The sequence below is a fragment of the Ferrovibrio sp. GW821-FHT12B10 genome (genome assembly GCF_058807515.1).
Map to the genome: position 1 here is coordinate 187,863 of NZ_JBXAQT010000002.1, position 17,320 is coordinate 205,182.

The following is a 17,320-nucleotide window of genomic DNA, read 5'->3' on the forward strand; positions in this document are numbered from 1 at the left end:
GTAGTTTTAGAGGGGCCGGACGAAGGTTTCCAGCAGGTCATCACCCAGAATATCGGCCCTGACCCGCTGCCACCGCGGCGCTTCCGCTACGGTATCAATCCCGAAACCGGCAATCGCCGGCAATCCGTCACCACCGATCACACTGGGGGCACGGAACCAGATCATGCGGTCGACCAGATCCGCCCGGATCAGGCTGGCAGCCAGTTTACCCCCGCCCTCGACCAGAATCCGAGTAATCCCGCGCTCGCCCAACTCGGCCAAAGCCGGTACCAGATCAGGGAAGCCAGCCTGGTCGGCCGGCACGGCAATGATCTCCACGCCGCAATCCTCAAAGGCCGCGCGCCGGGCCGGATCGACATCTTCGCGGGTCACGATCCAGGTTGGCGCCTGCTTGGCCGTTGTCACCACCTTGGCCGTCAGACTAAGCCGGAGGCGACCGTCCAGGATGACACGAATAGCCTGTCGCCTGGGCAGGCCCGGCAGCCGGCAGGTCAGATCGGGATCGTCCTGCAGCGCCGTGTTGCTACCCACCATGATGGCGTCATGCTGGGCCCGCAGCAGATGCGCGCGCATGCGGGCAATCGGGCTGGTGATCCATTTGCTGTCGCCGGAATGCGTGCCGATGCGACCGTCCAAGCTGACGGCCAGCTTCAGTGTCACTGCTGGCCGGCCGCGCTCGCGATGGATCAAAAAGCCAGCATTCAGATCGGCGGCGGTATCGGCCAGGCACCCGACGCTGATATCAACGCCAGCGTCGCGCAGCATCGCAAACCCGCGACCGGCCACCCGGCTGTCCGGGTCCTCCAGCGCAGCCACGCATCGCGCAATGCCCGCGGCAATGACGGCCTCTGCACAAGGTGGAGTGTGGCCGTGGTGGCTGCAGGGTTCGAGCGTGACATAGAGCGTAGCTCCGCGCGCGGCCTCACCAGCCTGCTGCAGTGCCATGGTTTCGGCATGCGGCCGGCCACCAACCTGCGTCCAGCCGCGACCGATAATACGCTTGTCCTTGACGATGACGCAGCCGACCGAAGGATTGGGCCAAGTATTACCCAGCCCCCGCGCCGCCAGACCCAGCGCGATACGCATGTAGCGTTCGTCGCGGGCGGCGGCGGCTTTGTCAGTCATCTTCACTGCCTGGACCAGCCAGAGATCCGATGAATTCTTCGAAATCCTTGGCTTCGCGGAAATTGCGATAGACCGAGGCGAAGCGCACGTAAGCGACCTTGTCGAGTGCCGCCAGGCCGTCCATCACCAACTCGCCGATGGTATCGGACTTGATTTCGCTCTCGCCCGAACTTTCCAGGCGCCGCACGATGCCGTTGATCAGGCGTTCGATGCGATCGGCATCGATCGGCCGCTTACGCGTGGCAATCATGATTGAGCGTGCCAGCTTGTCACGATCAAACGGCGCCTTGATGCCGTTCTTCTTGATGACTGTCAGCTCACGCAGCTGGATGCGTTCGAATGTTGTAAAACGCGCACCGCAATTCGGGCAGAAGCGACGACGGCGGATCGCCGAGTTATCCTCGGTCGGCCGTGAATCCTTCACCTGGGTGTCGTCATTGCCGCAGAACGGACAACGCATAGTTCAAATTCCCCCGCCCTAGATCGATAACTGGAAATCAGTAAATCGGAAACCGCTCGCAGAGCGTCTTGACCTTGTCGGCCACGGCACGCTCCACGTCGGAATTGTCATTGGTCTGCTTGGCCAGGCCATCCAGCACATCGGCGATCAGGTTGCCGACCTGGCGGAATTCCGCCACGCCGAAGCCACGCGTTGTGCCAGCCGGGCTGCCGACGCGGATGCCCGAAGTGATCGTCGGCTTCTCGGTATCGAATGGCACGCCGTTCTTGTTGGTGGTGATGCGGGCGCGCTCGAGACTCTCGACGCAGACATTGCCCTTCAGACCCTTGGAACGCAGGTCGATGAGCATCAGGTGATTGTCAGTGCCGCCGGAGACGAGGTCGTAGCCACGCTCCTGCAGTGCCGCCGCCATGGCCTTGGCGTTGTCGACCACAGCCTGAGCATAGGACTTGAACTCAGGGGTCAGCGCTTCGCCGAAGGCAACCGCCTTGGCGGCAATCACATGCATCAGCGGACCGCCCTGAAGGCCGGGGAACACAGCCGAATTGATCTTCTTCGCCAGCCCTTCGTCATTGGTCAGCACCATGCCGCCGCGCGGACCACGCAGGGTCTTGTGGGTGGTGGTGGTGGCGAAATGCGCATGCGGGAACGGGCTTGGATGCGTGCCGCCGGCAACCAGACCGGCGAAATGCGCCATGTCCACCATGAACAGCGCACCGACACTGTCGGCGATCTCGCGGAAGCGAGCAAAGTCCCAGAAGCGCGGATAGGCAGAGCCGCCAGCAATGATCAGCTTCGGCTTGTGTTCCTGCGCCAGCTTGGCCACCTGGTCCATGTCGATGCGCTGGTCTTCCTTGCGCACGGTGTAGCTGACCACGTTGAACCACTTGCCCGACTGGTTAGCGGCGGCACCGTGGGTCAGGTGACCGCCCGCTGCAAGGTCGAGGCCCATGAAGGTGTCGCCCGGCTTCAGCACGGCCATGAACACAGCCTGGTTTGCCTGCGCGCCGGAATGAGGCTGCACGTTGGCGAAATTGCAGCCGAAGATCTTCTTGGCGCGCTCGATCGCCAGCGTCTCAGCCACGTCGACAAATTCACAGCCATTGTAGTAGCGCTTGCCTGGGTAACCCTCGGCATACTTGTTGGTCATCACCGAGCCCTGTGCTTCCAGGACGGCGCGGCTGACAATGTTTTCCGAGGCGATCAGCTCGATCTGATTCTGCTGACGCTCCAGTTCGTCGGTCACCGACTTATAGATTTCGGGATCGGCCTGCTGCAGCGTGCGCTGGAAGAAACCGGCATGGGTCACGGTGGGCTTGGCGGCGGTGCTGGACATCGGCTTACTCCGGATCTTGATCGTTTGAATGGGTCAGGCGGCGCTGAGCTTGTCGACGCGCCGCTGGTGCCGGCCTCCTTCAAAGCCGGTATCGAGGAAAGCCTTCAGGCAGTCACGCGCCTGATCGGTACCAATCAAGCGGGCGCCGAGCGCAAGGACATTCGCGTCATTATGCTGGCGCGACAACCGGGCCATCAGGCTGTCGCTGCACAGGGCGGCCCGGCAGCCGGGAATACGGTTGGCCGCAATCGAGATGCCGATGCCGCTGCCGCAAACGGCTACACCGAACTGGGCCTGCCCACTGGCGACAGTCTCGCCCAGCTTGCGGCCGAAATCGGGGTAGTCGACGCTGTCGGAGGAATTGGTGCCAAGGTCAATGATCGCATAGCCCTGGGCCTTAAGCTCATCCCGCAGCAGGTTTTTCAATTCAAAACCGGCATGATCGGCGGCAAAGGCAACCGTGGGCTTGGACATGGACAGCGCACCTCGGGGGAAGACGGCCGGACCCTACAATATCCGGTGGCTGGTGCCAACCCTACCACCAAGGAAATGCCTGTATCCCCTTCCGGGGCTGACTTAAAGAGTGTGGAACAAAAAAAGAACTTTTGGCCCAAAAAAGAAGGCCCGACGGTCATCCCGCCGGGCCCCTTCCTCACCCTGACTACTGGCAGGGATCAGTTCACATAGTCGTAGGAACCGTTCTTCCAGACATAGACCTTGTAGGCCGGCGAGGTGGTGTCGCCCTTGGCATCGAACGAAATCTCGTTCAGCGCCGTCTGGAACTTGCTGGTGCGCATGACCTTCTCGACATCCGCGGTCTTGATCGACTTGGCGGTGGTCACAGCCTGGGCCCAGACCTGCACGGCGGCATAGCTGTACAGGGTGTAGCCCTCGGGGTCGTAACCCTGAGCCTTGAACTTGTCGACCAGCGGCTTGGCGGCCGGGTTCTTACGCGGATCGGCGTCAAAGGTCATCAGCGTGTTTTCACCCGCCGGGCCCGAGATCGCCCAGAACTGCTTGTCGACCAGCGCGTCGCCACCCATCAGCGGAGCATTCAGACCCTGCTCCTTGGCCTGACGCACGATCAGGCCGCCTTCCGGATGATAGCCGCCCAGGTAGATCAGTTCCACGCCGGCAGCCTTCATCTTGGAGACGAGCGCCGAGTAGTCCTTCTCACCGGGGGTGATGGCTTCGTACAGGGCCTCGGTCACGCCCTTGGCATTGAGACGCTTCTTGGTCTCGTCGGCCAGGCCTTTGCCGTAAGCGGTCTTGTCATGCAGGATCGCGACCTTCTTGCCCTTGAACTTGTCGAGGATGTAGTCGCCGGCAACGATGCCCTGCTGGTCGTCACGGCCGCAGACGCGGAATACGTTCTTGTAGCCGCGCTCGGTGTAGAGCGGGTTGGTCGAGGACGGCGTGATCTGCAGGATGTTCTCTTCCTTGTAGACATCCGACGCCGGGATCGAGGAGCCTGAGCAGAAATGGCCGAACACGATGGCCACCTTTTCCTGGGCCGCGCGGTTGGCGACAGCCACCGCCTGCTTCGGATCGCAAGCATCATCACCGATCACCAGCTGCAGCTTCTGGCCGTTGACACCGCCGGCAGCATTGAGATCGGCGACCGCCATCTCGACGCCACGCTTCATCTGCTCGCCGAAGCTGGCCAGCTGGCCGGTCATCGGACCGTTCAGCGCCACCTTGATCTGGGCCGAGGCCGCGCCGGCGAACAGGCCGATCGACGCCACAACCGCCAATCCAGTCATAAGTTTACGCATGATCTTTTTCTCCCTGTTATGAAACCCTGAATGAAAGTCTAGATCAGTCCGGCCGGGCTCGGCAACAACCTAGGGTGCCCCCTGCTTTTCGCGCCATCCGAGCAGGCCGGAGCGCTCATAGAGCCACGGATACTGATGCACCATCAGGTCGACCAGGGTAAGGCGATACCCCAATGTGGCCAGTGCCCAGACAACGATAACCCCGATGAAGTAGGGTATGACGGCCAGCAACTGTTCCTTGAACAGCGAGAAGGCCAAAAAGCGGTTCGCCGCGGCCAGCACAAAGCTGTAGGGCAGAATTTGCCAGTACGGTCGCCAGGTGGCAGCAATCGCCTGCCCCATCAGGAAGGCGCAACCGCCCACCAACACCACGGTCAACCCCAGGAAGACCCAGACATTCTCGCCCAGGATGGCGTTGAGCATTAGTGCCCTCCCTCGAGATAGGCGGCGCGGATCTGTTCGTTGGCCAGCAGCTCGGCGCCGCTGCCGCTCATGGTGATACGGCCATTGACCAGAACATAGCCACGATGGGCCAGCTTGAGCGCGTGATAGGCGTTCTGCTCGACCAGCAGCACAGTCATGCCTTCACGATTGACCTCTTCGATGATGCTGAAAATCTGCTTCACCACGAGGGGCGCAAGGCCGAGCGAGGGTTCATCAAGCAGTAGCAGTTGCGGCCGGCTCATCAGCGCGCGGCCGATCGCCAACATCTGCTGCTCGCCGCCCGACAGCGTGCCGCCCCGCTGTTCACGACGCTCTTTAAGGCGCGGGAACAGCGTGAAAACGCGTTCGATGTCGCTATCGAAATGGGCGGGATTGCTGGCCACTGCGCCCATGCGCAGATTCTCCAGCACAGTCATGCGCGGAAAGATGCGCCGCCCCTCTGGTGCATGCGCCATGCCGCGACGCACCAGTGTATGCGTCGCAACACCGGTGATGTCTTCACCGGCCAGGTGGACCGTGCCATGACGCGGCTTGGGGTTGCCACACAGACTCATCAACAAAGTGGACTTGCCAGCACCGTTAGCGCCGATCAGGGCAACGATTTCACCCTTCCCCACATTTAGATCGACGCCTTTCAGGGCGTGCACGGCGCCGTAATATGTATGCAGGCCAGCGACCTTAAGCATCAGGCCACTCCCTTCGCCGAGGCCGCACCATCTTCAGGTTCGCCCAGATAGGCGCGAATGACGGCCGGGTCGTTACGCACGGCATCCGGCGTGCCGTCGGCGATTTTCTTGCCGTAGTCCAGCACAACGATATGGTCCGAAATTTCCATCACGACACTCATGTCATGCTCGATCAACAGCACACCGCATTTGTGATCGTCGCGGATGAACCGCAGCAAGGCATTCAGCTCAGCCGACTCCCGCGGATTGAGGCCGGCGGCCGGTTCATCGAGGCAGAGCAGCACGGGATCGGTACACATGGCGCGCGCGATCTCGAGCCGGCGCTGACCGCCATAAGGCAGACTGCCTGCCTCTTCGTCGGCCGCGGCCGTCAGGTTGGTGCGCTCCAGCCAGTAGCGTGCACGTTCGACTGCCTCGGCTTCCGCTTTGGCGTAGCCCGGCCAACCGACCAAGCCGAGCAGCGTGAAGCCCGAGGCGCGCATCAACCGATTATGCTGAGCGACAATCAGGTTCTCCAGCACAGTCATTTTTGGGAACAGGCGGATATTCTGGAAGGTGCGCGCCACCCGCGCCTTGCCGGCGATATCGTTGCCGGCCATACGCTCGAGATGGAAATGCTTGCCGTTATTGTCGAGCAGCAACTGACCGACTGTCGGCCGGTAAAAGCCAGCAATGCAGTTGAACACCGTCGTCTTGCCAGCGCCGTTCGGGCCGATGATCGCGGTGATCTGGTTCGGCATCGCATCGAATGAGACGTCGTTGACCGCGATCAGGCCGCCGAAACGCATGGTCAGATGCTCGACCTTCAGCAGGATGGCCGCGCTCATGATTTGGCCTCCCCGGCTGCCGTTCGGGGCAACAGGCGGATCGTCGGCTCGCGATACGACAGCAGGCCCTGCGGACGCCAGACCATGATCAGCACCATGGATGCGCCGAAAGCGAGCATACGGAACAACGAGAACTCACGGGCGATTTCCGGCAGCAACGTCAGGAAGGCTGCCGCCAGCACGATGCCAGCCTGGCTGCCCATACCGCCCAGCACCACGATGGCCAGGATCACGGCCGATTCAATGAAGCTGAAGCTTTCCGGACTGATGAAGCCCTGGCGTGTGGCAAAGAAGCTGCCTGCGAAACCGCCGAACATCGCGCCGATGGCAAAAGCAGTCAGCTTGGTGTTGGTCGGATTGATGCCGAGCGCCTTGCACGCGATCTCATCCTCGCGCAACGCCTCCCAGGCGCGTCCCACGGGCAGCTTGCGGATGCGCATGGTGAACAGATTGGTGATCAGCGCCAGCACCAGGATCACGTAATACAGAAAAATGATGCGGTGGATCGAGCTGAATTCCAGGCCGAATATCTCGTGGAAGGCTTTCACGCCATCAGGCGGCGTGCTGGTGAAGGGAATGCCAAAGAAGGACGGGCGTTGGATGCCACTGATGCCATTCGGGCCGCCGGTGACCGGCTGCCAATTCAGCAGGATCACCCGGATGATCTCGCCGAAACCGAGCGTCACGATAGCAAGGTAGTCGCCGCGCAGACGCAAAACCGGGAAACCGAGAATGACACCGAAGGTGGCGGCGAACAGGCCCGCCAGCGGCAGGCTGGCCCAGAAGCCAAACCCAAAATGCTGCGACAGCAATGCATAGGTATAAGCGCCGACAGCGTAGAAAGCCACGTAACCTAGATCGAGCAACCCGGCGAGACCGACCACGATATTCAAACCCCAGCCGAGCATCACGTAGATCAGCACGACGGTCGCGAGATCGACCACGGTGCGGCTGGCGAATGGCAGGAACGGCAGGATGATGGCAAAACCGATCAGTGCCGGCATCAGCCATTTGTCCGCCTTACGGCCGAGATCGCTGAGCAGCGACTTGCGCGTGACGGCATCGGCCGGTGCGATGTCCTGGGCGATCTTCTCACGATAGGCCCGACGCCAGTCGAGGGCATAACGCATGCCGAAGCGGCCGATGAAAACAACGATGGCCGCATAGGCGACCCAGTCGAAGCGCATCTTGATACCGAGCGGACCGCCGGTATCGACGGTTTCGAAACCCATCAGCGGCAGGGCGAGGATGGCGGCGACGATTGCCGCCATGACGGCATCGCGCAGGCGTTCAGCGATGCTCATGTCACACCTTCTCGACTTCCGGACGACCGAGCAGCCCGGTGGGACGGAAGATCAGCACCACCACCAGAATGCCGAAGACCGCGACATCCTTGTATTCGATACTGAAATAGGCCGACCAGAAAGCCTCGATGAGACCGATCAGCAGCCCCCCCAGCATTGCACCTGGCAGGCTGCCGATGCCACCGAGCACAGCCGCCGTGAACGCCTTCAGTCCCGCCAGAAAACCGATATAGAAATCAACCACGCCGTAGTAGAGCGACACCATCACACCGGCCACAGCGGCCAGAACGGCACCCAGCACGAAGGTCAACGAGATCGTACGATCAGTATTGACCCCCAGCAGCGACGCCATGGTCCGATCCTGCTCGCAAGCTCTTTGGGCACGACCGAGCGGTGTCGCCGCGATCAGCCAGGAAAAACCGACCATCAGCGCCAGTGTCAGGACGACAATGATGACCTGCAGGTAGCTTAAGGTGACCGAGAAGGTCTCACCCTTCATCAACTCGATGCCGCCGCGCACCATAGGCTGAAGCGGCTTGATACGGGCACCCTGCACGATCTGTACGTAATTCTGCAGCAGGATCGACATGCCGATCGCTGAGATCAGCGGCGCCAGGCGCGACGATCCCCGCAATGGCCGGTAGGCGATGCGTTCAACGGTCCAGCCATACAGGCCGGTGACGACCATCGAGACAATCAACACGATCACCAGTGCGAAAGGCACCCAGGTGACGCCGACCAAGCCCAGGATTGAAAAACCGATGACGGCGATAAAGGCCCCGATCATGTAGATTTCGCCGTGGGCGAAATTGATCATGCCGATGATGCCGTAAACCATCGTGTATCCGATGGCGATCAGCGCATAAACCGCGCCTAGGGTGATGCCGTTGATCAACTGTTGAAGAAAATACTCCATTATCCCCCGTTGTCGCTTTGCTGCTTGGCCAGCCTGTAACGGAGTTTCTGGACTGCCAGCCGTGCAAGTTCCTGCTGCGACACTCTCGGGTCGCCGATGACAGATACTTCCATGCCGGTTGCCGGATCGACTGCAATCACCTTCAACGCCGCCCCGACGCGACGAAATTCGATGATTGCATCTCCGCCACCGCTCCCTGTCGCGTGTGACATAACGTCTCTGTTACCATCGCTTTGCAACCCGGCTCAAGCTTTATGCAACTTTGATCTGTTGAACCGAATCCCGCCCGCCCCTGGTTCCCTGGGGGAAACAAACGGCGTGAATCGGCTTGTCCGGCAATAATATTTTATATATAAAACAATTATACCGCAGCGAAGGCATAGCATGAAGAGTCTCAATCCGGCGGAATGGGCCAAACCCAAGGGTTATGCAAACGGCATTGCTGCCGAGGGGCGCCTCATCTTCATCGCCGGTCAGATTGGCTGGACCGCGGACGCCAAGTTTGAAAGCGACGACCTGGTCGATCAGACCCGGCAGGCACTGCGTAATATCGTTCGTGTGCTGGCAGAAGCCGGAGCACGGCCTGAACACATCGTGCGCCTCACCTGGTATGTGGTCGACAAGCGCGACTACATGGCCCGCAATGCCGATCTGGGTAAGGTCTACCGTGATATCCTGGGTCGTCATTATCCGGCGATGACGCTGGTTCAGGTCGCCGCCCTGCTGGAAGACCGCGCCAAGGTCGAAATCGAAGCGACGGCCGTTATCCCGGCCTGATGCCGGCTTTTCTCACGGTTTTGTCGCAGCCCCTCCAGGAACCGCTTCAGAGCATTAACGTTTGGTTCACACTTGGCCGCCCGCTGACGGGCACCATGCTCCCAAGGGAGAAAGAACCATGCGCGAAGCCATTCTCATCCTGTTTGCCGCCTGCATCGCCGCCCTGCCTTTCGTGGCTTTCAACGAATGGTTTCAGACTGCGCCTCGCCATCATGAAACCGTCAGCCTGTGGGGCGACGACCTGCGTCAGACCGGACAACCCTACAGCATGCCGAAAATCGTCACGGTCAATGCAACGGTGGAGCGCCGCTGATGCGCGCCGCGCTTGTAGCCACCGCCATTCTGCTGGCACAGCCGCTTGCCGCTTTCGCCCAGGCACCGGCGCCCCAGCAGGAATCCCCAGAGCCACGCCAGCCGCGCGCAGCTGTGCCCGGCCCTAATGCGGAGCCCGGTGTGCCGCTAGGCGAAAAAACCAAAGCGCCGGACTTCTCAGTTGAAGAGAACATGCCCAAGCTCAGCACTGAGCAGGTCGTTGTCATCGGCACGAAGCTGCGCCATGAAAATGGCGAGGCCCTGGGTACTGTCGACAACCTGATCATGGACCGCGAGGGCCATGTGATCTCGCTGATCATTGGTGTCGACAAACTGCTTGGACTGGCCGAAGACAAGGTCGAGGTCGAATGGAAGCAGGTCCGGTTCGAGCGCAAGGATACGGATGCGTTTTTCGTCACGGCGCTCAGCAAGGATGAACTCCGCGGCCTTGCGAAATTCACCCCGCCGAAACGTCAGGGCAGTTAAACCCGTTCAGCCCAGATTGCGGATCATCCGGATGATGCCCGAGTAGTCGCTCTGGCCATTGCCGCTATCCACATATTCCGCGTACAGCGCGGTGGCTTCCGAACCCAGCGGCGTCTGCACCTTGGCGCTGCGGGCGGCCTCCTGCGACAGCTTCAAGTCCTTCAACATCAGTTCAGCGGCAAAGCCCGGCTTGTAGTCACGGTTGGCAGCCGATGTCGGCACCGGACCCGGCACCGGGCAATGGTTGGCCAACGCCCAGCATCCGCCGGATGAGCTGGAGACGATGTCGAACATAGCCTGATCCGACAGGCCCAGCTTTTCCGCCATCACGAAAGCTTCCGAGATGGCGACCATGGTGATGCCGAGCACCATGTTGTTGCAGATTTTGGCCACCTGGCCATTCCCCGCACCGCCCGCATGCACGATTTTTTTGCCCATCGCTTCCAAGAGAGGCTTAGCCTTGGCAAAGGCGGCATCTGTGCCGCCGACCATGAAGGTCAGTGCGGCATTTTCAGCACCCGCGATGCCGCCCGAAACCGGAGCATCCAACATATGCATGCCCTTGGCCTCAGCCGCGGCAATGGCCTCACGCGCCGACCGCACATCGATAGTGGAGCTATCGATGAACAGCGTACCCGGCCGTGCCACGGCCAGAACGCCCTTCTCGCCCGTGTAGACGCTCAGCACATGCTTGCCGGCCGGCAGCATGGTCACCACCGCATCCACTTCCCTGGCAGCATCCTGCGCACTAGAGGCCGCAACACCGCCAGCATCAACCACCTTCTGCACCAGATCGGCAGCCAAATCAAAAGCCTTCACCGTATGGCCGGCCTTCAGCAGGTTGCGCGCCATCGGCCCGCCCATGTTGCCGACGCCGATAAAGCCGATACTCGCCATGATATCCTCCGCTTGGTCTTTTTCTTGTTCAGTCAAATTTGAGGTCGCCGTCCGGGATCGGCGCGAAATAGGCCTCGATGTCGGCATCACTGACATCTTCCAGCCTCGGCGGTTGCCATTTCGGTCGGTGATCCTTGTCGATGATCACGGCCCGCACGCCTTCGTAGAAATCATGGCCCAGCGCCACATGATTGCAGATGCGCCATTCGAGTTTCATGCAGTCACGCAGCGTAAGCGACCGGCCACGCCGCAATTGCGCGAAGGTCAGCTTCACCGAAGTCGGTGACTTGCCCCGGATGACTGATGCCTGCTCAATCGAGAAAGGCGAAGCCTCAGCCTCCAGCGCCGCCATGATCTCTGCCACGCTCTGGCCGGCGAACAGCTTGTCGATCTGCGGCTTCAGGTTGACCAGCGGCGAAGAGCCCGGATCGCTGGCGAATGTCGCCACAACAGCATCCACGGCCGCCTTGTCGGCCGGGGCCGCCGCGATCAGCGCCTGCTCCAGGGCCGGCAGTTGCTCGCGCAGTACATGATGGGTGGCGATACCGGCCGTGATGATATCTGCACCTTTCAGGCGCGCGCCGGTCAGGCCGAGATAGACGCCGAGTTCACCCGGGCAACGCGGCAGGAAATACGTGCCGCCCACATCGGGGAAAAGGCCGATGCCGGTTTCGGGCATGGCGAAGTGCGCATGCTCGCTGATCACGCGATGACTGCCATGCGCCGACAGGCCGACACCGCCGCCCATGAAGATGCCGTCAATCAAAGCAATGAAGGGTTTCGGATATTCGCCAATCAAAGTATTGCAGCGATATTCGTCATGCCAGAACCGCTTACGATAGATCGCGCCCTCCGGGCTGCGATCGGCCAGCTTGCGGATATCGCCGCCGGCACAGAAGGCGCGATCGCCCTCGCCCTTGATGATCACCGCCTTCACGGCAGCATCCAATGCCCAGGCCCGCAGAGTCTGCTCCAGCGGAATGCACATCTCATGGGTCAGCGCGTTCAGCGCCTTGGGTCGATTCAGTGTGATAATGCCGACGCCGTTCTGAACCGAAAACAGAATGTCCTGAGTCATGGGAACCTTGAGTTGGAAGCGATCAATCGTGAAACGAACCGGAGAGCAGCGCACGCGAAATGATCACCCGCATGATCTCATTCGTGCCCTCCAGAATCTGATGGACCCGCGCGTCGCGCAAGTATCGCTCGATCGGATAATCCTTCAGATAGCCATATCCGCCATGCAGCTGCAGCGCCTCGTTGCAGATGGCGAAGCCGGCATCGGTGGCGAAGCGCTTGGCCATCGCGCAATGCATGGTGGCCTCCGGGCTCTTCGCATCCAGCATGGCCGCGGCCTGACGGATCATCAGCCGGGCGGCTGTCAGGTCAGTGGCCATGTCGGCCAACTTGAACTGCGTCGCCTGGAAATTGGCAATGGCATTGCCGAATTGCTTACGCGTGGCGACGTATTCGCGCGTCGCTGTCAGGCAGGCCTTCGCGGCACCGAGCGAGCAGGCGCCGATATTGATCCGCCCGCCATCCAGGCCGGCCATGGCGATGCGGAAGCCTTCGCCCTCGGCGCCAATGCGATTGGCCTTCGGCACCTTGCAGTCTTCGAAGATCACCATGGCGGTCGGCTGGCTGTTCCAGCCAAGCTTACGCTCCTGTGCGCCGAAGGACAGCCCCGGCGCGCCATTCTCCACCACCAGACAGGTGACGCCGCGCGCACCGGGTTCGCCGGTCCGCACCATGCATACATACACATCCGAGCGCCCACCACCCGAAATAAAGGCCTTGGTGCCATTCAGCACATAGTGATCACCGGCATCCACGGCTCTGGTCTGCAGCGCCGCCGCATCCGACCCGGCATTCGGCTCGGTGAGACAATAGGAGGCGAATGTCTGCATCCGGCAGAGGTCGGGCAGAAACTTCCGCCGCTGCTCATCGCCGCCAAAGCGGTCGATCATCCAGGCCGCCATGTTGTGGATCGAGATATAGGCCGCCGTCGAGGTGCAACCGGCAGCGAGTTCCTCAAAGATCAGCGCCGCATCCAGACGGCTGAGGCCGGAACCGCCGACGTCTTCATGAACATAGATGCCGCCAAAACCGAGGCTCGCGGCTTCCCGCAATTCGTCGGCCGGGAAATGCTTGTTCTCGTCCCAGCGTGCGGCATTGGGCAGCATCCGGTCGGCCGCGAAGCGCCGAGCCGTGTCCTGTATGGCCCGCTGATCCTCCGTAAGCTCGAACAGCATTCTGTTTTCTCCCTTTAAACGGGTCTTAATCGCCCGTTCCGCGCTCGTCAACGCCACCGCCGCAGCGTCAACAGTCCGCAACAGAGTCGCATGGGATTGGTCCGCATGCTAGTTTCGCGACAGGATAAACCAGCTTCTTTTGACACTTACGCTGATGCCGCTATCGCCATCCCCTCCAGCTTTACCGGATACCGGCACCGGTATCGGTATCGGCTGGCCGATGCGTAGCCTTGCCTATGGCATGGCTGGCCTGATGCTCGGTCTGTCAACGATCCTGTTGGCAACGGCCTTCTTCAGCGATGCCGGCAGGATCGCCTGGCTGCCGGGACGCCCCCCCGTTCATATCGACATCGCGACCGGCACCGTGCTGGCCGCTCTGTCTCTGCTCACGCGCGACACAGCCGGACGACTGTCGCGTCTTCTGGCATTGGCGCTCGCCATGCTAGCCATTGTGAGCACCTTCGCCTTCCTGCAGCATCAGGACCTGCGGCACGCTGGCGAGTTTCTTCCTCCGGTCATAAGCACGCTCTGGTCCGGCCATATGGGGCCGCTGGTCGCCTTCGGCTTCCTGATGACTGCCATCCGTCTTTATGTGCCTGCCGCCAACCGGGCTACCGTCAGCAATGTGCCGCTGGGCTGGTCGAATGCCATGACCCTGCTGGCGCTGGCGCTCACGCTGACCATCGGCGCGCTGGATATCCTGCCGCAGAGCCCGAACTGGACACTGCACGCCGCCGCCCTGCCCGATGGCGCGATCATGCTGCTGCTGCTTGGCGCGGCCGGCGCTGCCCGCACCTATCATCCATCCGCATCCATCGCGCCTGCAGCGTTACTGGTCGGTCAGGCCAGCATCATCATCGGCGGCATCCTGGCCTCATTCGTGTTATGGCAGGCGAATGTCGCCACGACATCGGACCGCCTGGTGCCGGCGCTGTCCTTCATGGCCTGTCTCGTGGCCACTTACATGATCGCTGGTCTGATGGCGCTGGCTGTGCGCGTCATGCTTCAGCAGCGCGCCATGGAAAATGCGCACGCAGCGCTGGAGGCCAGCAACAACCTGTTCCAGGCCGCGGCGCGCAGCAGTCGTCTGGGTATCTGGGACTGGGACCTGGCCAGCGGAAACCTGCTGATCATCGCCAATTACCTGCAGGACGACAAAGACAACAACCTGTTGGCCTCCCGTACCAGCATCCAGGCGTTTAATAATCTGGTGCATCCCGATGACCTCGTCACGCTGCAGAAGCATGCCGAAGACAGCCTTCGCTACGGCAAGCCGTATGATATCGAGTTTCGCATCCGGCGCTCCGACGGCCGCTACATATGGGTTCTCGGACGCGCAGAAGTCTCGCGCAATGAAACAGGCCGTCCAGTTCGCATGACCGGCAGCCTTGAGGATGTCGACCAGATCCGCCGCCAGGTGAATGAACTTGAATGGCAACGCCAAATGCTGGAGGAGCAGTCCGTCAAGCTGGCCGAAACCGCGCAAGCGCTGGTGCTGGCCAAGGATGCGGCTGAATCCGCCAACCGGGCCAAGTCGAGCTTCCTGGCGATGATGAGCCATGAAATCCGCACGCCAATGAATGGCGTGCTAGGCATGCTGAGCCTGATCCATCGCAGCGAACTGGAGCCAGCGCTAAAGCGCTATGCGGAAGTGGCGCATCAGTCCGCTCGCGACCTGCTTGGCCTGATTGACGACATCCTCGATGTCTCCAAGCTGGAAGCCGGCAAGCTGCATATCGAGGCAGTCGACTTCGATCTGCGCCCCAGCATCGACAATGTCATGGCGCTGCTGGCGCCAAGGGCTCGCGACAACAACAATCAGATCACTCTCGACCTGGCCGAGAATGTACCGGAGCATGTGATCGGCGATCCACTGCGTCTGCGCCAGATTCTGATCAACCTGATCGGCAATGCCATCAAGTTCACCGAAAACGGCAGCGTCACGATTACGATGACGGCGACACCACTGCAGAATGGCGAGTTCATGCTGCATTGCGCCATACGGGATACAGGCATCGGCATCGCGGCCGACCAGCAGAGCAAGCTGTTCGAGCCGTTCACGCAGGCAGATGCCTCAATGACGCGTCGCTATGGTGGCACCGGTCTGGGGCTGACGATCTGTCGCCATCTCGTGCATCTGATGGGCGGCGAGATCGGCGTGGTCAGCGCGCTAAACGAGGGGTCGACCTTCTGGTTCACCGTGCGCTGCCGCGAAGACGTGGAGCTTACGGCCAAGCTGGCCGATCAACAGCAGGCCGCCGCGCCGCCGCCGGCCAACGATGCAGTCACCCTGTTGCCACCTGAGCCGCTCGATAAGGATGTCACCAATCTGGTCAGCCAGTTCGACCGTCTCGCCGGACGACCGCCGCGCGGAAATGGCGGCGGTGTTACGGGACATTAACCAACGGGGCGCATGATTCTCGATGCCGTCGTCACGGTATGTGAGGTCCGATCATGCTGCCGATACATCCAGGCGTCCTTCTCGAACGGGCAATCGTAGCCCGCGGCACCGATCCTGACGATTTCCGGCGCGAAGCCCATATTCCCCGCAAACTGCTCAGGCTGGTCCTGTCCGGCGAACGGCCTATCTCTTTCGGGCTTGCCCTGCGTCTGGGCCGGATTTTTGGCACATCCCCCTGGGTCTGGATTGCGTTTCAGGAACGGTTTGATAAAGCTCTGTGAATGAGCAACCAGCCGATTACCCCGCCCCCCGCCTTCCCCCTTTCGCGTCCACGCCGTCTGCGACAGTCCGACTGGACACGGCGACTGGTGGCGGAGAACCGTCTCGGCATCGACGACCTGATCTGGCCGATTTTCGTTCATGACGGCAAGTCCAACGCCGCCATCCCTTCAATGCCCGGCGTTGAGCGCCTGAGCATCGACGCAACTGTGGCAGCCGCTCGGGAAGCCGAGGCCCTCGGCATTCCGGCCATCGCACTCTTCCCGGCTACCGATCCGAAACTGAAGACCGAAGACGGCCGCGAAGGCCTCAATCCGGACAACGTCGTCTGCCGCAGCGTGCGCGCCATCAAGGCTGCCACCAAGAATCTCGGCGTGCTGTGCGACGTGGCACTCGATCCCTATACCAGCCACGGCCATGACGGCCTGCTGAACGACGGCCGGATTCTGAACGATGAGACCGTGGAACTGCTGGTACAGCAGGCACTGGTCCAGGCGCGCGCCGGTTGCGACATCATCGCGCCGTCCGACATGATGGACGGCCGCATCGGCGCCATCCGCACGGCTTTCGAGCGTGAAGGCGTGCAGCATGTTCAGCTCATGGCCTATGCGGCAAAATATGCGTCGGCCTTCTACGGCCCCTTCCGTGATGCTGTTGGCTCGTCTGTCAATCTTGGCGTTGGCGATAAACGTACCTACCAGATGAATCCCGGCAATGGCGATGAAGCACTGCGCGAAGTAGCGCTCGATGTGGCCGAAGGCGCCGATATGGTGATGGTCAAGCCTGGCATGCCGTATCTCGACATCTGCTGGCGCGTGAAGCAGGCCTTCCGCCTGCCGACCTTCGCCTATCAGGTATCTGGGGAATACGCGATGCTGGCCGGCGCCGCCGAACGCGGCTGGCTGGATCGCACCAAGGTTGCCTTTGAAAGCCTGCTCGCCTTCAAACGTGCCGGCTGCGATGGCGTGCTGACATACTTCGCGCGCGACGTCGCGCGCATGATCACCGATGGCAAGCAGCCTTGACGGCTGCTGCCACCGGCA

The 17,320-nt window shown here is 61.3% G+C and carries 20 protein-coding genes; 6 read left to right on the forward strand and 14 right to left on the reverse strand.

The window, feature by feature from the left end:
* Positions 1 to 6 precede the first annotated feature (6 nt).
* The 11 genes from ribD to AC1RRT_RS18645 form a co-directional block, all read right to left on the reverse strand.
* Positions 7 to 1,125 carry a bifunctional diaminohydroxyphosphoribosylaminopyrimidine deaminase/5-amino-6-(5-phosphoribosylamino)uracil reductase RibD gene (gene ribD, locus AC1RRT_RS18595; RefSeq protein ID WP_493015379.1) on the reverse strand — a complete coding sequence of 373 codons (1,119 nt, stop codon included), beginning with the start codon at positions 1,123 to 1,125 and terminating at the stop codon, positions 7 to 9.
* Positions 1,118 to 1,585 (reverse strand): transcriptional regulator NrdR, encoded by a 468-nt coding sequence (nrdR, locus tag AC1RRT_RS18600; RefSeq protein WP_492983220.1) that lies wholly within the window; start codon positions 1,583 to 1,585, stop codon positions 1,118 to 1,120. Before nrdR ends, ribD begins: the two co-directional genes overlap by 8 nt.
* A gap of 37 nt (positions 1,586 to 1,622) precedes the next feature.
* Positions 1,623 to 2,921, reverse strand: a complete 1,299-nt coding sequence (glyA, locus tag AC1RRT_RS18605) for a serine hydroxymethyltransferase (protein ID WP_493015380.1) — start codon at positions 2,919 to 2,921, stop codon at positions 1,623 to 1,625.
* Between the two features lie 33 nt (positions 2,922 to 2,954).
* Entirely contained in the window at positions 2,955 to 3,395 is a 441-nt protein-coding gene (gene rpiB / locus AC1RRT_RS18610; RefSeq protein ID WP_493015381.1) for a ribose 5-phosphate isomerase B, read from the reverse strand.
* 200 nt (positions 3,396 to 3,595) lie between these two features.
* Positions 3,596 to 4,696 carry a branched-chain amino acid ABC transporter substrate-binding protein gene (locus AC1RRT_RS18615; protein WP_493015382.1) on the reverse strand — a complete coding sequence of 367 codons (1,101 nt, stop codon included), beginning with the start codon at positions 4,694 to 4,696 and terminating at the stop codon, positions 3,596 to 3,598.
* 69 nt (positions 4,697 to 4,765) lie between these two features.
* Positions 4,766 to 5,119, reverse strand: coding sequence for a DUF6867 family protein (locus AC1RRT_RS18620; protein WP_493015383.1), 354 nt, complete (start codon positions 5,117 to 5,119; stop codon positions 4,766 to 4,768).
* On the reverse strand, positions 5,119 to 5,826 hold the full coding sequence (locus AC1RRT_RS18625) for an ABC transporter ATP-binding protein (protein WP_493015384.1): 708 nt from the start codon (positions 5,824 to 5,826) through the stop codon (positions 5,119 to 5,121). The genes AC1RRT_RS18620 and AC1RRT_RS18625 overlap by 1 nt, the downstream gene beginning before the upstream one ends.
* On the reverse strand, positions 5,826 to 6,653 hold the full coding sequence (locus AC1RRT_RS18630; protein WP_493015385.1) for an ABC transporter ATP-binding protein: 828 nt from the start codon (positions 6,651 to 6,653) through the stop codon (positions 5,826 to 5,828). The genes AC1RRT_RS18625 and AC1RRT_RS18630 overlap by 1 nt, the downstream gene beginning before the upstream one ends.
* Positions 6,650 to 7,957, reverse strand: coding sequence for a high-affinity branched-chain amino acid ABC transporter permease LivM (livM, locus tag AC1RRT_RS18635; RefSeq protein WP_493015386.1), 1,308 nt, complete (start codon positions 7,955 to 7,957; stop codon positions 6,650 to 6,652). The genes AC1RRT_RS18630 and livM overlap by 4 nt, the downstream gene beginning before the upstream one ends.
* A gap of 1 nt (position 7,958) precedes the next feature.
* The gene (locus AC1RRT_RS18640) at positions 7,959 to 8,873 is read right to left on the reverse strand and encodes an ABC transporter permease subunit (RefSeq protein ID WP_493015387.1); all 915 of its coding nucleotides are present in this window, start codon (positions 8,871 to 8,873) and stop codon (positions 7,959 to 7,961) included.
* Positions 8,873 to 9,085 carry a DUF6898 family protein gene (locus tag AC1RRT_RS18645; RefSeq protein WP_493015388.1) on the reverse strand — a complete coding sequence of 71 codons (213 nt, stop codon included), beginning with the start codon at positions 9,083 to 9,085 and terminating at the stop codon, positions 8,873 to 8,875. The genes AC1RRT_RS18640 and AC1RRT_RS18645 overlap by 1 nt, the downstream gene beginning before the upstream one ends.
* A 172-nt stretch (positions 9,086 to 9,257) precedes the next feature.
* On the opposite strand from AC1RRT_RS18645, the gene AC1RRT_RS18650 reads away from it, so the two are divergent.
* From AC1RRT_RS18650 to AC1RRT_RS18660, 3 genes are all read left to right on the forward strand, one after another.
* Positions 9,258 to 9,650: a RidA family protein gene (locus tag AC1RRT_RS18650; RefSeq protein WP_493015389.1), complete on the forward strand. Its 393-nt coding sequence runs from the start codon at positions 9,258 to 9,260 to the stop codon at positions 9,648 to 9,650.
* A gap of 118 nt (positions 9,651 to 9,768) precedes the next feature.
* A complete protein-coding gene (locus AC1RRT_RS18655) occupies positions 9,769 to 9,963 on the forward strand; it encodes a hypothetical protein (protein ID WP_493015390.1) in 195 nt (64 codons plus the stop codon).
* Positions 9,963 to 10,448 (forward strand): PRC-barrel domain-containing protein, encoded by a 486-nt coding sequence (locus AC1RRT_RS18660; protein ID WP_493015391.1) that lies wholly within the window; start codon positions 9,963 to 9,965, stop codon positions 10,446 to 10,448. The genes AC1RRT_RS18655 and AC1RRT_RS18660 overlap by 1 nt, the downstream gene beginning before the upstream one ends.
* Before the next feature lie 6 nt (positions 10,449 to 10,454).
* Here AC1RRT_RS18660 and mmsB read toward each other — a convergent pair whose 3' ends face one another.
* Genes mmsB through AC1RRT_RS18675 form a run of 3 tightly spaced genes read right to left on the reverse strand, consistent with a single transcriptional unit; the run spans position 10,455 to position 13,597 of the window.
* On the reverse strand, positions 10,455 to 11,345 hold the full coding sequence (mmsB, locus tag AC1RRT_RS18665) for a 3-hydroxyisobutyrate dehydrogenase (protein WP_493015392.1): 891 nt from the start codon (positions 11,343 to 11,345) through the stop codon (positions 10,455 to 10,457).
* A 28-nt stretch (positions 11,346 to 11,373) separates the two neighbouring features.
* Entirely contained in the window at positions 11,374 to 12,423 is a 1,050-nt protein-coding gene (locus AC1RRT_RS18670; protein WP_493015393.1) for an enoyl-CoA hydratase/isomerase family protein, read from the reverse strand.
* Between the two features lie 22 nt (positions 12,424 to 12,445).
* A complete protein-coding gene (locus AC1RRT_RS18675) occupies positions 12,446 to 13,597 on the reverse strand; it encodes an isobutyryl-CoA dehydrogenase (RefSeq protein WP_493015394.1) in 1,152 nt (383 codons plus the stop codon).
* Between the two features lie 220 nt (positions 13,598 to 13,817).
* Between AC1RRT_RS18675 and AC1RRT_RS18680 the strand changes: the two genes are divergently transcribed.
* Genes AC1RRT_RS18680 through hemB form a run of 3 tightly spaced genes read left to right on the forward strand, consistent with a single transcriptional unit; the run spans position 13,818 to position 17,302 of the window.
* The gene (locus AC1RRT_RS18680) at positions 13,818 to 15,998 is read left to right on the forward strand and encodes a PAS domain-containing protein (RefSeq protein WP_493015395.1); all 2,181 of its coding nucleotides are present in this window, start codon (positions 13,818 to 13,820) and stop codon (positions 15,996 to 15,998) included.
* Positions 15,999 to 16,051: 53 nt separating this feature from the next.
* Complete coding sequence (locus AC1RRT_RS18685; RefSeq protein WP_493015396.1) at positions 16,052 to 16,279, forward strand: helix-turn-helix transcriptional regulator; 228 nt, start codon at positions 16,052 to 16,054, stop codon at positions 16,277 to 16,279.
* Entirely contained in the window at positions 16,280 to 17,302 is a 1,023-nt protein-coding gene (gene hemB / locus AC1RRT_RS18690) for a porphobilinogen synthase (RefSeq protein WP_493015397.1), read from the forward strand. It begins immediately after the preceding gene.
* Positions 17,303 to 17,320: the final 18 nt, after the last annotated feature.

Coding starts and splice junctions, on each gene's coding strand:
- ribD (WP_493015379.1), bottom strand. CDS start 1,125: ATGACTGACAAAGCCGCCGCCGCCCGCGACGAACGCTACATGCGTATC.
- nrdR (WP_492983220.1), bottom strand. CDS start 1,585: ATGCGTTGTCCGTTCTGCGGCAATGACGACACCCAGGTGAAGGATTCA.
- glyA (WP_493015380.1), bottom strand. CDS start 2,921: ATGTCCAGCACCGCCGCCAAGCCCACCGTGACCCATGCCGGTTTCTTC.
- rpiB (WP_493015381.1), bottom strand. CDS start 3,395: ATGTCCAAGCCCACGGTTGCCTTTGCCGCCGATCATGCCGGTTTTGAA.
- AC1RRT_RS18615 (WP_493015382.1), bottom strand. CDS start 4,696: ATGCGTAAACTTATGACTGGATTGGCGGTTGTGGCGTCGATCGGCCTG.
- AC1RRT_RS18620 (WP_493015383.1), bottom strand. CDS start 5,119: ATGCTCAACGCCATCCTGGGCGAGAATGTCTGGGTCTTCCTGGGGTTG.
- AC1RRT_RS18625 (WP_493015384.1), bottom strand. CDS start 5,826: ATGCTTAAGGTCGCTGGCCTGCATACATATTACGGCGCCGTGCACGCC.
- AC1RRT_RS18630 (WP_493015385.1), bottom strand. CDS start 6,653: ATGAGCGCGGCCATCCTGCTGAAGGTCGAGCATCTGACCATGCGTTTC.
- livM (WP_493015386.1), bottom strand. CDS start 7,957: ATGAGCATCGCTGAACGCCTGCGCGATGCCGTCATGGCGGCAATCGTC.
- AC1RRT_RS18640 (WP_493015387.1), bottom strand. CDS start 8,873: ATGGAGTATTTTCTTCAACAGTTGATCAACGGCATCACCCTAGGCGCG.
- AC1RRT_RS18645 (WP_493015388.1), bottom strand. CDS start 9,085: ATGTCACACGCGACAGGGAGCGGTGGCGGAGATGCAATCATCGAATTT.
- AC1RRT_RS18650 (WP_493015389.1), top strand. CDS start 9,258: ATGAAGAGTCTCAATCCGGCGGAATGGGCCAAACCCAAGGGTTATGCA.
- AC1RRT_RS18655 (WP_493015390.1), top strand. CDS start 9,769: ATGCGCGAAGCCATTCTCATCCTGTTTGCCGCCTGCATCGCCGCCCTG.
- AC1RRT_RS18660 (WP_493015391.1), top strand. CDS start 9,963: ATGCGCGCCGCGCTTGTAGCCACCGCCATTCTGCTGGCACAGCCGCTT.
- mmsB (WP_493015392.1), bottom strand. CDS start 11,345: ATGGCGAGTATCGGCTTTATCGGCGTCGGCAACATGGGCGGGCCGATG.
- AC1RRT_RS18670 (WP_493015393.1), bottom strand. CDS start 12,423: ATGACTCAGGACATTCTGTTTTCGGTTCAGAACGGCGTCGGCATTATC.
- AC1RRT_RS18675 (WP_493015394.1), bottom strand. CDS start 13,597: ATGCTGTTCGAGCTTACGGAGGATCAGCGGGCCATACAGGACACGGCT.
- AC1RRT_RS18680 (WP_493015395.1), top strand. CDS start 13,818: ATGCGTAGCCTTGCCTATGGCATGGCTGGCCTGATGCTCGGTCTGTCA.
- AC1RRT_RS18685 (WP_493015396.1), top strand. CDS start 16,052: ATGCTGCCGATACATCCAGGCGTCCTTCTCGAACGGGCAATCGTAGCC.
- hemB (WP_493015397.1), top strand. CDS start 16,280: ATGAGCAACCAGCCGATTACCCCGCCCCCCGCCTTCCCCCTTTCGCGT.